This is a genomic window from Psychrobacter sp. M9-54-1 (assembly GCF_016613355.1).
GTDB classification, from domain to species: domain Bacteria; phylum Pseudomonadota; class Gammaproteobacteria; order Pseudomonadales; family Moraxellaceae; genus Psychrobacter; species Psychrobacter faecalis.
Map to the genome: position 1 here is coordinate 1 of NZ_JADGFW010000030.1, position 13,226 is coordinate 13,226.

The 13,226-nt window shown below is 43.9% G+C and carries 14 protein-coding genes; 7 read left to right on the forward strand and 7 right to left on the reverse strand.

Features of this window, described 5'->3' with window-relative positions:
• Positions 1-385 precede the first annotated feature (385 nt).
• A complete protein-coding gene (locus tag IQ457_RS11370; protein ID WP_200663360.1) occupies positions 386-742 on the forward strand; it encodes a hypothetical protein in 357 nt (118 codons plus the stop codon).
• Between the two features lie 188 nt (positions 743-930).
• Here IQ457_RS11370 and IQ457_RS11375 read toward each other — a convergent pair whose 3' ends face one another.
• The 5 genes from IQ457_RS11375 to rpmI all read right to left on the reverse strand — a co-directional run bounded on the left by IQ457_RS11375 (position 931) and on the right by rpmI (position 6,047).
• Complete coding sequence (locus IQ457_RS11375) at positions 931-1,230, reverse strand: integration host factor subunit alpha (RefSeq protein WP_200663362.1); 300 nt, start codon at positions 1,228-1,230, stop codon at positions 931-933.
• A gap of 248 nt (positions 1,231-1,478) precedes the next feature.
• Positions 1,479-3,893, reverse strand: a complete 2,415-nt coding sequence (gene pheT / locus IQ457_RS11380; protein ID WP_200663364.1) for a phenylalanine--tRNA ligase subunit beta — start codon at positions 3,891-3,893, stop codon at positions 1,479-1,481.
• An 82-nt stretch (positions 3,894-3,975) separates the two neighbouring features.
• Positions 3,976-5,031: a phenylalanine--tRNA ligase subunit alpha gene (gene pheS / locus IQ457_RS11385; protein WP_144297672.1), complete on the reverse strand. Its 1,056-nt coding sequence runs from the start codon at positions 5,029-5,031 to the stop codon at positions 3,976-3,978.
• Positions 5,032-5,360: 329 nt separating this feature from the next.
• Positions 5,361-5,717, reverse strand: a complete 357-nt coding sequence (rplT, locus tag IQ457_RS11390) for a 50S ribosomal protein L20 (RefSeq protein WP_200663366.1) — start codon at positions 5,715-5,717, stop codon at positions 5,361-5,363.
• A 132-nt stretch (positions 5,718-5,849) separates the two neighbouring features.
• Positions 5,850-6,047, reverse strand: coding sequence for a 50S ribosomal protein L35 (rpmI, locus tag IQ457_RS11395; protein ID WP_011281253.1), 198 nt, complete (start codon positions 6,045-6,047; stop codon positions 5,850-5,852).
• A 351-nt stretch (positions 6,048-6,398) separates the two neighbouring features.
• Here rpmI and hisIE point away from each other — a divergent pair, with 351 nt between their 5' ends.
• From hisIE to IQ457_RS11425, 6 genes are all read left to right on the forward strand, one after another.
• Positions 6,399-7,247 (forward strand): bifunctional phosphoribosyl-AMP cyclohydrolase/phosphoribosyl-ATP diphosphatase HisIE, encoded by an 849-nt coding sequence (hisIE, locus tag IQ457_RS11400; RefSeq protein WP_200663368.1) that lies wholly within the window; start codon positions 6,399-6,401, stop codon positions 7,245-7,247.
• Positions 7,248-7,436: 189 nt separating this feature from the next.
• Entirely contained in the window at positions 7,437-7,676 is a 240-nt protein-coding gene (tatA, locus tag IQ457_RS11405) for a Sec-independent protein translocase subunit TatA (RefSeq protein ID WP_144297674.1), read from the forward strand.
• A 25-nt stretch (positions 7,677-7,701) separates the two neighbouring features.
• Positions 7,702-8,418 carry a Sec-independent protein translocase protein TatB gene (gene tatB, locus IQ457_RS11410; protein WP_200663370.1) on the forward strand — a complete coding sequence of 239 codons (717 nt, stop codon included), beginning with the start codon at positions 7,702-7,704 and terminating at the stop codon, positions 8,416-8,418.
• Positions 8,418-9,284, forward strand: a complete 867-nt coding sequence (gene tatC / locus IQ457_RS11415) for a twin-arginine translocase subunit TatC (protein ID WP_200663372.1) — start codon at positions 8,418-8,420, stop codon at positions 9,282-9,284. Before tatB ends, tatC begins: the two co-directional genes overlap by 1 nt.
• A gap of 224 nt (positions 9,285-9,508) precedes the next feature.
• A complete protein-coding gene (locus IQ457_RS11420) occupies positions 9,509-11,008 on the forward strand; it encodes a UvrD-helicase domain-containing protein (RefSeq protein ID WP_191690735.1) in 1,500 nt (499 codons plus the stop codon).
• Positions 11,009-11,074: 66 nt separating this feature from the next.
• On the forward strand, positions 11,075-12,097 hold the full coding sequence (locus IQ457_RS11425; RefSeq protein ID WP_200663374.1) for a tRNA dihydrouridine synthase: 1,023 nt from the start codon (positions 11,075-11,077) through the stop codon (positions 12,095-12,097).
• A gap of 70 nt (positions 12,098-12,167) precedes the next feature.
• On the opposite strand, the gene IQ457_RS11430 is transcribed toward IQ457_RS11425, so the two are convergent.
• Complete coding sequence (locus IQ457_RS11430; RefSeq protein WP_144297679.1) at positions 12,168-12,593, reverse strand: MAPEG family protein; 426 nt, start codon at positions 12,591-12,593, stop codon at positions 12,168-12,170.
• A 14-nt stretch (positions 12,594-12,607) separates the two neighbouring features.
• A complete protein-coding gene (locus IQ457_RS11435; RefSeq protein WP_191690731.1) occupies positions 12,608-13,021 on the reverse strand; it encodes an OsmC family protein in 414 nt (137 codons plus the stop codon).
• Positions 13,022-13,226 lie beyond the last annotated feature (205 nt).

The following is a 13,226-nucleotide window of genomic DNA, read 5'->3' on the forward strand; positions in this document are numbered from 1 at the left end:
TTTTCAATCACTTTCGAAGTTGAGAGTGGGGTAGGTATTTAAATGTCAATTTTATTGATACCAAGGCTACCAATAAGCAAAAAATACTCTTAAAATTATGAAGAAAATCCTTTTATAGAAAAAGCGCCAAAACATCCTGATGTCATTGATTATACGTCGATTAATTTGAGTTGTTGTATTAAAAAGTATATTAAACGAGCAAATTAAAAGTTGATTTACAATTTTATTGTTACTTAATTGTACAGCCTCTTTCCATCCAGAAAGAAATCATATAGAATGCGTGAAAGCTGAGTAGCTGTAATTAATACTAGTTGAATTCTGGGAAATCTCGGAGATTCAACCTTTTTTGCTGCTACTGATCATTTCATTTTCCCGGAGAAACCTTATGAAACTTAAATTACTTGCTCTAGCTGGTATCATGACTGCAACTATGGGCCTTACTGCCTGTGATAGCAACAAAGAAAACGCTGCTGAAGATTTATCTGACGCGCAAGAAGAAGTGCAAGACGCTCAAGAACAGTTAGACGACGCTGCTGCTGAAGGTGAAGCGGTACCTGCTGAAGCTGAAGCTGCTGTAGCTGATGCTGAAGCTGACATCGCTCAAGCACAAGCGGCTACTGCTACTGACGAAATCGATGCTGAAGTACCTGTAGACGGTACTACTACTAGCGTTGACGTAGCTAGCGAAACTCCAGCTGTTGATGCTGCTGACGAAGTTGTTGTTGAAGAACCAGCTCAGTAATTTTTATTTTTCATAATAAAAGTACTGTAGTAAAAAAGAGAGCTTATGCTCTCTTTTTTTATGCCTACTATTTATACTTTATAAAAAAGTGGGGTGTCATAAAAGCGCGACATAAAAAAAATGATGGTTATCACAGTCTATCGAATATATTACTGTGATAACCATCATTTTTACTTACTGCCCGATCCTTATTGGTCAAATAATTTCTCATCTACCTGTTGGCGAAATTTTTGACCCGTCTTAAAGGTGACCACGCGGCGTGCTGATACGGCAACTGGCTCGCCTGTCTTTGGGTTACGTCCAGGACGGCTGTTTTTATCTTTAAGCTCAAAGTTGCCAAAGCCTGACAGCTTGACTTCTTTGCCATCAATCAAACTCTCTGACAACTCGTCAAAAAAATTCTCTACCAAACAGCGGCCTTCTTGGCGTGTTAGGTTAAGATGACTCATCAAATGCTCAATCATGTCAGATTTGGTTAAGGTGCTCACAGTACGACTCCTATGCTATGTCGTGATGTCGAATATCATGGTTTAGCGGTATGAGAATTAATGTTAGTTATTATAAAGGTTTTTTGTCATCTTTTTCATAAAGTCTGCATGAAAATCCTTTATTAATAACCACTTAACTTTTTTAAGGATGAAAATTTCTATCAGATAATCATTTTTATAAATAGCAAAACGCCATAGCCTCATTTATGCAGAGGCCATAGAGCGTTTTAGATGGTTATATCTTGGTTTTAGCTATCACGCAACTGAGCGGCATGCTGTTCAGTTAGCGCTTGCACGACTTTATCTGTCGCCGTTTTTACTGCGTCATCAGATAATGTCTGTGCTTTGTCTTGCCATATTAAAGCGAATGCTAAAGAGCGTTGACCAGTTGGTACTTTGTCGCCTTCATACACATCAAATAACCATAAATCTGTCAGCAATTCATCAGCTGCGGCACGAATCGTCGCCTGCAAGGTCTGTAAGCTGATGTCACTATCGACTAAGATGGCGATATCGCGGCGTACGTGCGGGAATTTGCTTGGCGTGGTGATAGCGTGCTGTTCACGTACCAAGGTTAATAATGGCGCCAGTGACAATTGCGCCACCCACGTCGCTGGCAAGTCTAGCTGTTTAGCGGTATTAGGATGGAGTTGACCCAACCAACCGACATATACCTCATCGATATAGAGCTTAGCACTTTGACCAGGATGTAAGAAGGCAAGCGCACTACGCTCATAGCGGATACGCGCACTGTCGATTTGCGCAGGTAATAACTGCTCAATATCATGCTTAAGATCATAAAAATCTAGCGCACGGTTTTGATACGCTTGCTCATCCCAAACATCGCCGACAGCAACCAACGCAATACTTGGCGTTTGTACCAACTCGCTAATACTTTGACCGACAAAGCTTAACCCCGTTTCAAAGAAACGCACGCGCGGCTGCTGACGATTGAGGTTATATTGCACACAAGGCAATAAGCTTGATAGCAAAGTACGGCGCATCACTGCCAAGTCGCTAGAGATAGGATTGGCCAGTGCCAACACTTCGCCCAGCGCTTTATCATCAAGCAAGGCTTCTATTTTTGCATCACTAAAGCTAAAGCTAATGGCTTCCATATAGCCATTATCGACTAGCGCGAGCTTCATCTCGTGCGTCAAGTCCGCGGTGTCGTCATAATCCATACTGACTTGCAAATGCGGCAAGACGCTTGGAATATTATCATAACCGTAAATACGGGCAATCTCTTCAATCAAGTCCTCGCGGATACTCATATCAAAACGATACGATGGCGGCGTGCAAATCAGCTTATCTGCTTGCTGCTCTACCTCAAAGCCTAATTGAGTCAAAATACGCACCATCACGGCAGGCTCAATCTCAATACCAATGACCTCACGGACTTTAGTGATTGGCAAAGTAATCGGCGTACGTGTTGGCAAGTGCACGATATTTTCTACTTTTACTATTTGCCCAGCTTGAGAGCTCGTGACACTGGTAATCAAATCAACTGCACGCGCTAGTGCTAACGCTGGCAATTCAAAATCGACACCACGCTCAAAGCGTTGTGAGGCATCGGTATGCAAACCAAAACGGCGGGCGCGTGCAGCGATCGCTAATGGGTTAAAAAAGGCACTTTCTAGGATAATATTGGTGGTGTTATCAGTGACACTGCTGCGCTGACCGCCCATGATACCAGCAAGTGCCAATGCACCTTTATCATCGGCAATGACCAACTCATCACCCGTTAGAGTAATAGTTTGCTCATTTAATAAAGTAATGGTCTCAGCAGGCTGCGCCAAACGTACTACGATATCGCCTTCAATGGTATCAGCATCAAACGCATGTAGCGGTTGACCGAGTTCCATCAATACATAGTTAGTCACGTCAACCAAAAAGTTATGCGAGCGCAGTCCTGACTGTACGAGCGCATCAGTCATCCACTTTGGCGTATCGATGCTACGATCAATGTTGCTGATTGATTGGAGTAAATAGCGTGGGCACGCTTCAACCGCGCTTACTGTTACTGCTGGCGTAGTATTTCCAGCACCGTTAGCGTCAGTTGGCACGTTGGCAGGAATCTCAGGCTGCTGCATTGGCAAATCATTAATCACTGATACTTCGCGGGCAATACCGCGTACACTAAAGCAATCACCGCGATTTGGGGTGATAGAGATATCCAGTATTTGATTGTCTAAACCTAAATACTCACGGATATCCATGCCAATAGGTGCATCACTTGGCAACTCAAGCAGGCCATCGATGCTATCGATTAAATCGATTTCAGAGGCTCCGCACAGCATACCGTTAGAGTCGACACCGCGTAGGTTGCCATTTTTAATTGTAAAGCCTTCTGCGTCGTTAGATGGTAAAACGGCACCAACGGTCGCAACCGGCGCTTTCATACCAACCGTCACATTGGGCGCGCCGCAAACGATTTGTAACGGCTCAGCGGCACCAATATTGACCTGCGTGACGCGCAGTTTATCGGCATCGGGATGCTGCTCGACGCTGATTACCTCACCTACTACCACGCCGCTAAAAGCACGAGCAACTGCAAAGCGATCGTCAATCTCAAGCCCTACCATCGTGAGTTGTTCAGCCAATTGCTCACTGCTATTGTTGGGGTTTACCCATTGACGTAGCCACTGTTCGCTAATTTTCATAAATATCTCGGATCTGAATTTTATAATAAAGATTTTAGAATAAAGGGTGACGTATTAACCTGTCATATTGACAAGGAAAACTCTAGCCAAACTGTTTTAAGAAGCGTACGTCGTTTTGGAAAAACAGGCGCAAATCGTCGATACCGTAATACAGCATGGCAAAGCGCTCAATACCCATGCCAAAAGCAAAGCCGGTGTATTTTTCGCTATCAATACCGCAATTGGTCAGCACCTGCGGGTGTACCATACCGCAGCCCATGACTTCAAGCCATTTACCATTATCATCAAGGATATCAACTTCAGCAGAAGGCTCAGTAAACGGGAAAAATGATGGACGAAAACGCACGGTCAGCTCTTTGGCAAAAAACGCTTCTAAGAATTCACTAATCAAGCCTTTTAGCTCGGCAAAGGTGCTCGATTCTGTCACCATAAGCCCTTCCAACTGATGAAACATCGGCGAGTGGGTTTGGTCTGAATCATTACGATACACGCGACCTGGACAAATAATACGAATCGGCGGCTCATTTTTTTCCATGGTGCGAATCTGCACCGGACTGGTATGGGTACGCAGTAAATAATGCGCATCAAAATAAAAGGTATCGTGCATCGCCCGTGCTGGATGATGCGACGGGATATTTAGCGCTTCAAAATTATAATAATCGCTCTCAACTTCAGGGCCAGTGGCGACATTAAAACCCGCTTGGATAAAATACTGCTGCATACGCTGGGTAATCATGGTCACGGGATGTAAATGGCCTTTTTGACCGCCGCGCGCAGGCAGGGTGATATCAATGCTCTCGCTGGCAAGCTTGGCATTTAATGCCGCCACTTCTAGCTCTTGCTGCTGCGCCGTCAATGCATCTTGAATACGGCTACGCACTTGATGTAACCAGCCACCGTAAGTTTTTTTGTCATCGCTGCTAAGTTTGCCCATCTGCTTTGACCAGCCGGTTAATGGGCTTTTTTTACCGGTCAGTTGCACACGTAAATCTTGTAGCGCGCGCACATCGGTTACTTGTAAAACTAACGCTTCAGCAGCACTGGCAAACTCATTTAACTGAGCTTCGTTTAACTCGCTGAGCTCGGTGGACAAGGTCGGTAGCGCCGACAAATCGGTGGTAGCAGCAGGGGTAGTCATAAGACGCATTCTTCCTGATTTAAACGGACTATTAATAATAGTGATTTATAATTGTAGGGATTTGACCAAATATTGCAAACCATTTACCCACTCATTTTCAACCAAAGGCGTGTGATATAAATGGCTTGAATATTTAGACAATAAAAAGTGCAACTTTACTAAAAACGTTTTACATTTTTGCGGTATAAAACTGGCTGTAAAATAATCTACTATAAAAAAAGCCACCGACCAGCGGTAGCTTTTATTAATATCGTACTATTAATCAATATTATTGCTATCCATTTAAGCAAACACTCAAACAAGCAGAATACTTAAAGGATAATTAATATTTAGGCTAATTCCGCTTTTGCTTTTTCAACTAAGGCGGTGAAAGTCGCTGCATCATGCATAGCGATGTCAGCAAGTATGCGACGATCGATAGCGATGTTTGCTTTTTTCAAGCCGTTGATAAGGCGGCTATAGCTTAAGCCATTTAAGCGTGCACCAGCATTGATACGTGCAATCCAAAGACGACGGAAAGTACGTTTTTTGTTGCGACGGTCACGATATGCATACTGACCAGCTTTGGTCACTGCTTGTACCGCTACGCGATAAACACGTGAACGAGCGCCGTAGTAGCCTTTTGCGCGCTTTAAGATTTTTTTGTGACGGCGATTTGCCTGTACACCACGTTTTACACGGGCCATAAATTACTCCAAGATTTTTTTAATCATTATTAAACGAATCACGATGTCATCAAATAATTAACTAATAGACATCGTTATCAAATTGCAAAGTCAAATATCTTTAATTGATTAAAGCTAAATGACGATAGGCTATTAGATGTATGGGCACATACGACGAACTGCTGCTTCGTCAGACTTGTCCACCATCTTTAGACCGCGCAACTGGCGAATACGCTTAGCTGATTTCTTGGTCAAGATATGGCTTTTGAATGCTTGTTTACGCTTAAAGCCGTTCGCTGTTTTTTTGAAGCGTTTAGCGGCGCCGCTTCTGGTTTTCATCTTAACTTTCATGATGATTTGCCTCTTTGTCTTTGATAGAACCTGGTCGTCAAATAGTAAAAACGAATAGTCGCTTTAAAAACAAGCACTAAACGGCTATTTGCCTCGAGGTGGGAGGCGCTATTTTAGCAGATAGTACGCTGTTTTGCCAAGGAAAGTTTTAATCGATACTTTATAGGGTGCGTTAGTTGATATGAAATACACTACGCGCAAAACGTGCTGCTGCTATAATTGCGCTTTATTTCCTGCGTTAACATATTGAATGTCAGCGGTAGCTGTGTTTAAGTAGGGTTTGAGTGCTATCTTTATTACTTTATACTTTTTACCACTTTCTCATTTCTTTTATAAGACGACTGATAGATTATGACTTTACCTGCTTGGCTTGCTGCCGTAAATTTTAATACTGATGGTTTGATTCCTGCGATTGCCCAAGATTATGTGTCCGGACGTATTTTGATGATGGCGTGGATGAACACCGAATCGCTGCAATTGACTGCCGAAACGCAGACGGCAGTGTATTTTTCGCGCTCGCGTGGCAAGTTATGGCATAAAGGCGAATCGTCTGGGCATACCCAGCGCGTGCATGATATTCGTTTGGACTGCGACGCTGATGTGATTGTACTGAGCGTCACGCAAGCGGGCGGTATTGCATGTCATACTGGCCGCGAGTCTTGTTTTTATCAGCGTTTGGATTTGTCAGGGCAAACACCTGAATGGCAAACCGTCGATAAAGTATTAAAAGATCCCGCAGAGATTTATCAGACAAACGCCGCAGCAAAAGCCACTCCTGAAATTAATGAAGCGGCGGCGGAAGATATAGACCATTTGCACACCCATCAAAATAACAGACTTGCTACCACTCATTCTATTTTGCAGCAGCTTGATAAAGTATTGGCTGAGCGCAAACAAGCAGAGGCTGACAGCTCATATGTAGCAAGCTTATACGCCAAGGGTTTAAATAAAATATTAGAAAAAGTAGGCGAAGAAAGTACCGAGAGCATTATCGCGGCTAAAGACTTAGCCAATTGCGATGAAAATGTGGATAAAACCCAGTATGACGAAGCGCGTCACGAGCTGATCTATGAGGTCGCTGATGTTTGGTTCCATAGCTTAGTTGGGCTGGCATGGTTTGATATAGAATCAGAAGCGGTATTAAATGAGCTAGGCCGACGTTTTGGTCTGTCAGGTATTGATGAAAAAGCCGCGCGCTAGCGTTTTTTAAGCTTAGCCGTTACCCTGTTTGATTATTGTTGCTTTCACCTTTTTGTCACAAGTGCAGGTTATAATATAGTGACGTATTACTTCGCATAAGCTGTCGATAGCTTTTGTGTACGACAGCAATATTCTATACACTCAAAGTATTTATATAAAGACTAAAAACCAAGACAGAAGGATAGCATCATGGGTAGTTTTTCCATTACGCATTGGCTGATTTTATTGGTGGTGGTGGTGGTCGTATTTGGCACTTCCAAGCTAAGAAATGCCGGTAAAGATTTGGGCGGCGCGGTCAAAGGTTTTAAAGACGCCGTTAAAGATGAAAATACTGAACATGCCAAAAAACAAGTCGTGCTCGATCATGACGGCAACGCGCACCCTGAAGAGCGAACAACCACCAAGGTTGATGACAAGCATAATGTATAGCATTTAATAGTGGCATTGAGACATTATGTTTGATATCGGATTTTCAGAATTACTGCTGTTTGGCGTCATCGCCTTAATCGTTTTGGGGCCAGAAAAACTGCCCCAAGCGGCGCGTACGGCTGGACAATGGTATGCCAAAATTCGTCGTACGGTGTCTACTTTACAGTCTGAAATCGAAGCTGAGCTTGACTTGGCAGAGACGCGGCAGCAAATGCAAAAAGAGCTGGCGAAAATTCGTGAAACTGAAGCAGAAATGCGCCGTGAGATGGCAGAGATGCGCGGCAGTCTGCAAGAATTTGAATCCTCGCAAAACCAGCATCTTAAAGCCGCGCATCAAGTTAATACTGCGAAAGTGGATAGTGCTAGTAATAAAATCGACCATGAAAAAGACGATCATTCATCAGTAACGCCAAAAGAATTTGACTACGCTTACGACCGCTATGACTCCGATAAAAAATTAACAGCGCCTGAACCATTAGAATTACAGAACTCAAATAATGATGCTAATCTGAAAACTGATGTTAATGACAATACCCATCAAATAATCCAAACTGCCATTACCAAACCCTGGGAAAACATGTGGTTTCGTTTGGGCGCTTATGACAAAGCAAGGCGTCTGCCGCAGCCGCCCTACCTGCCCAATTATAAAGCCGATACGTTATTAAATAACCATTTAAATAAACCATCGATTAACAAATCATCAATTCAGCAGGCTTCTGCCAAGCAGCAGGAGAATGATTAGTGGGTTTATTTAAGCGTAAAAAAAGCCGTCAAGAAAAAGTAACGGCTACAGACATCGATGCTATTACAGATGCCGCTGCGCATGATGACTCTGGTGATATCTTAAGCTCAATGGCTGATATGCCGATTACTGAGCATTTGATTGAATTGCGTCGGCATCTGATTAAGATATGCGTCGCGGTACTGGTGTTATTTTTGGCGTTGGTCGGATTTTCACGTGAGCTCTATGATTTTTTATCCAACCCATTGGTTGCTCAGTTGCCCGCCAACTCGACGATGATAGCAACCGATATCACCTCTAACTTTATGGCGCCAATACGTCTGAGTATCTTTGTGGCGGCATTTTTGGCAATGCCCTATATCTTGTATCAAATTTGGTCGTTTGTCGCGCCTGGTTTGTATAAAAAAGAGAAGAAAGTCGCTATTCCTGTACTGATGTCTTCGATATTTTTATTTTATGCGGGCGTAGCGTTTGCTTATTTTATTGTTTTAAAGGGCGTGCTTAAGTTCTTTATCATGTTTGCGCCGCAAAACGTCTTACCGATGACAGATATCGACAGTTATTTAAGCTTTGCGCTCAAGCTGTTTATGGTGTTTGGGCTTACCTTTGAGATTCCAGTGGTGACTTTACTATTGATATTGGCGGGTGTCGTCTCCATTCAGAGTCTAGAAGATAAACGTCGCTATATTATCGTCGGCTGTTTTGGCGTTGCAGCGGTCGTTACACCGCCCGACGGGGTGTCGATGTTAATGCTTGCCATCCCAATGTGGTTATTGTTTGAGCTGGGATTGTTTTTGGCGAAAGTTTTAATCAAAGAAGAACGTAAACTGACTTTGACAGACGATATAGAGTTGAAGAAAGAATAACTTTACTTATCAGGCACTTATTCAAAAAGCAGCCAACACGCTAATCTGTTAATATAACTTTCTTATTTAAATCGCTTTCTTATTTAAGTCGCTCAGTACTACCCTCAGTGTTAATGAGTGTCTCAATATCACCGTTATTATCAGCCGTCAGCCATTGTTTATGCAGTGGCTTTTTTTACCGTCGCTAATCTTGACCCCATTCTAGTTTTTTAGGTAGCTTTATTATGTCCGCATCGATGCCAGCTTATATGAGCGATCCCACTGATGAGCAGCTGAACGCGCTCAATATGGCGATGGATCACAAATCATTTAAAGTGGTCGCTTATGCGGGTGCAGGGAAAACCACGACGCTCAAATTAATTGGTGAGCGTCTGCGCGGTCGCGGCTTGTATTTAGCCTTTAACAAAGCCATTGCCAACGATGCGCGGCAAAAATTCCCCGGTCATGTCGATTGTCGGACGTTTCACTCATTAGCCTACCGTCACGTACCACGTGATATTACCGCTAAATTGTCGTTACCGAGATTTTCACCCAAGCGTTTGGGTGATGATTTGGGCTTACAACCGGTACAAGTACGCCGGCAAATGGATGGGGTGAATAAATATATTACCCTCACGCCAGCGCGCTTGTCGCGGTTTGTCAGTGATGCAGTGAGTAATTTTTGTAGTACCCACGCCAGCTATCCTGCCCCAAGGCATCTTGAATTTCCAAGCTGGCTTGCTGAGTCAGATAGCGAGCAGTTGCGCGAAATGCTCTACCCTGCTGTTGAGCAGCGCTGGTTACAGTCGATTGATGCGCGCCATCCGGCTGGTATCGGCCATGATATTTATCTTAAATTGTGGGCACTATCGAAACCGAGTATTCCTGCGGACTTTATCTTATTTGATGAAGCTCAAGATGCCGATCCGTTGATGATGGGGATTTTGACCCAGCAGCCACGGCAGGTGATTTATGTCGGTGACGCCCATCAGCAGATTTATGAGTGGCGCGGCGCGGTCAATGCGATGAAAAAACTGCCGTTGCCGCAAACCTTATTGACCCAATCGTTTCGTTTTGGCGAACCAATTGCTGAGATTGCCAATACCTTGCTCAAAGCCTTACAAGAAGACGTACCATTAAAAGGCAATCCTAATAAGCAATCGTCTACCGAAAAAGGCATGGTGCATAGTAAAAAAGATGCCATTCTTTGCCGTACCAATGCTGCGGCGATGTCGCAGTTATTAACTGGTTTAAAACTTGGGCATAGAGTGGCGTTACAAGCCGATACTGATCGTATGCTTAAATTTTGTCAGGCAGCCGAAAACTTAAAAAATGGTAAATCGGCGTATGGCGTGCCCGAACTGGCGTATTTTTATAATTGGGGTGATGTTCAAGAATACTCTGAAACCAATGAAGGCAGCGACCTTAAAACCTTGGTGAAGTTGGTCGATGACCATGGTACCAATGTGTTGACGCAGGCAGTTAACAGCCTAACCCGTATCGAAAATGCTGATTATGTCATCTCAACCGCGCATAAAGCCAAAGGGCTTGAGTGGGGCAAAGTGCAGCTTGATGATGATTTTTATTATGACGTGACCACCAATGCGGTCAAGATTAGCCCAGAAGAACTGCGTCTGCTCTACGTTGCGTGTACGCGCGCGCAAAGCAATTTAGATATTCATAATATTAAAGACTTGGTATCAGGACTGCAGACAGGGAAAAAGGTCATTTTTGGTAATACTTAATCTGCCCGTCTATCTCTCACCTCATCGCCTTTGCCGACCTCTTTTTATAACATTGACTCTCCGATCATGAATCATAATCAACAACTTCAAGCACGCCAAAACACCATAAAGCAATTATTTGCCAATCCTGTTCGCCTGCTTGCGCCCATGGAAGGTTTGACCGATCCTTTGATGCGCCAAATCCTCACCCAAATTGCGTCAGACTTGGGTCGTCCTTATGATTGGTCGGTCAGTGAGTTTATTCGCGTCACCCAAACTGTCTTGCCAGCACACGTTTTTTATAAATACGTGCCAGAGTTGCATCATGATGCCAAAACTGCATCCGGTACACCGATTCATATTCAGTTGCTCGGTAGTGACGCGCAATTGATGGCAGAAAATGCCGCTTATGCTGCCGAGCTTGGTGCGCCTGCGATTGATATCAACTTTGGTTGTCCGGCTAAAACGGTTAACAGCCATCGTGGTGGTTCGGTGCTACTTGATGAGCCTGAGGTGATGCATGAGATTATCAGCGCCGTACGCCGAGCCGTACCCGCTCATCTTCCCGTATCCGCAAAGATTCGCTTGGGCTATACCGATACGAGTCGCATGGACGATATCAAAGCGGCGATTGCTGCGAGCGGCGCTGATTGGTTAACCATTCATGCGCGTACCAAAACCCAAGGCTATAAGCCTCCCGCTTATTGGGATAAAATCCAAAATTTTAATACGCTTGCTATACCAGTGATTGCCAATGGTGAGATTTGGAATAGTGAGCACGCACAAAACTGTATGGGACAGTCAGGAACCCAGCATCTGATGCTTGGTCGCGGCGCCGTCACCCGTCCTGATTTGATTGCCAAGATTGATGCCGATAATAATGACACAAAAACACTGACAGCCTTAGCATGGCAAGATTTAATTACCCATCAGATTAAGTTTTTAGAGGGTGCGGCGAAAAACGATGTGGTGTTGGTCGGGCGTTATAAGCAGTGGCTTGGTATGTTGACCAAAGGTTACTCTGAGGCGCAAACCTTGTGGGAACGTATTAAAAGAGAAAAAAATAAAGCGGTGATTATCGCGGCGCTGCAAAATAGCACATGCGAATAAACAGCGCCTTATGATCGATATTGTAAAGGTGTTAAAAATAAAAATCTCAAAGACTTACAGCAGCAATAAGCTAAAAACTGACCCGAATCGCTAAATAAAACAACATCAATGAGCAAGCCATCGAAAGCACCCAAAGAATAGAGCGAAAGGTCGCTAAATTGGTAATATAGGCCACGCAAAACCCAATACGAATCAGCACATAAAGCCAAGCGATGGTATTAATTATCAACTGCGGTACAAAAAACAGCATCGCAACCAATACTGCTGCCAAAAATATAGGCAAGGTTTCATAGCTGTTTTGCTGGGCAGCATTGGCCCGCGCGGCAGCTCCTGTCGTCCCTTGTAAGAAATCACGCGGGTGGGCATTGTCAGCAAAATTAAAACCACCAAGCGCTTTTGCTGTCAGCGCCATCATCAGTGGCAGCAGACTTGCCACCACCATCGCCCAAATAGCCGCTGCGGCACTATCGGGAATCAACCCAAAGAATAGACTCATCAGTATACTCGTCCCTATCCTGCAATCACTTCAAAATCGTGAGTCACATTGACGCCGCCCTGTACCAGCATCCGACTGGCTGAGCAGTATTTTTCGGCCGACAATTTGATGGCTTTTTCTACTTGGCTTTCTTTGACCTCTTGTCCGGTCACCACAAAATGCATATGAATGTCGGTATAAACTGCTGGAATGGTCTCAGCACGCTGAGCGGTCAGCTCACAACGTACGTCGGTCACTTGTTGGCGCGACTTTTGTAAAATTGCCACCACATCGTAGCTGGCACAGCCACCAAGTCCTAATAAAATTAGCTCCATAGGACTGGCGCCCTTTTCTTTATCAGCATCGATTTGGACGTTATGTCCTGATGGCGACACACCCATAAAGGCTTTATTTTCTTGCCACGTGACGCTTGCTTTTGACTCTGACATCTTAGATATTCCTTGTTTTAATTGCTACGACTTTGAATGCGCATGCTTCTTAATTCATATGCTTTTTAATTTGACATGATTTTTAGTTTGAATAGTAAAGGTTTCTTATTTTCTGAAATACAATCTCTTTTTGAAAAATACTGTCTTTTATTAGTGTAGCATAAGCAAAAACCAGATTTATGACACTCTTTCCTCGTTTGCCTTT

Coding starts and splice junctions, on each gene's coding strand:
- IQ457_RS11420 (WP_191690735.1), top strand. CDS start 9,509: ATGTCCGCATCGATGCCAGCTTATATGAGCGATCCCACTGATGAGCAG.
- pheS (WP_144297672.1), bottom strand. CDS start 5,031: ATGACTACCCCTGCTGCTACCACCGATTTGTCGGCGCTACCGACCTTG.
- IQ457_RS11430 (WP_144297679.1), bottom strand. CDS start 12,593: ATGAGTCTATTCTTTGGGTTGATTCCCGATAGTGCCGCAGCGGCTATT.
- IQ457_RS11370 (WP_200663360.1), top strand. CDS start 386: ATGAAACTTAAATTACTTGCTCTAGCTGGTATCATGACTGCAACTATG.
- IQ457_RS11435 (WP_191690731.1), bottom strand. CDS start 13,021: ATGTCAGAGTCAAAAGCAAGCGTCACGTGGCAAGAAAATAAAGCCTTT.
- hisIE (WP_200663368.1), top strand. CDS start 6,399: ATGACTTTACCTGCTTGGCTTGCTGCCGTAAATTTTAATACTGATGGT.
- rpmI (WP_011281253.1), bottom strand. CDS start 6,047: ATGAAAGTTAAGATGAAAACCAGAAGCGGCGCCGCTAAACGCTTCAAA.
- tatA (WP_144297674.1), top strand. CDS start 7,437: ATGGGTAGTTTTTCCATTACGCATTGGCTGATTTTATTGGTGGTGGTG.
- IQ457_RS11425 (WP_200663374.1), top strand. CDS start 11,075: ATGAATCATAATCAACAACTTCAAGCACGCCAAAACACCATAAAGCAA.
- tatB (WP_200663370.1), top strand. CDS start 7,702: ATGTTTGATATCGGATTTTCAGAATTACTGCTGTTTGGCGTCATCGCC.
- pheT (WP_200663364.1), bottom strand. CDS start 3,893: ATGAAAATTAGCGAACAGTGGCTACGTCAATGGGTAAACCCCAACAAT.
- rplT (WP_200663366.1), bottom strand. CDS start 5,717: ATGGCCCGTGTAAAACGTGGTGTACAGGCAAATCGCCGTCACAAAAAA.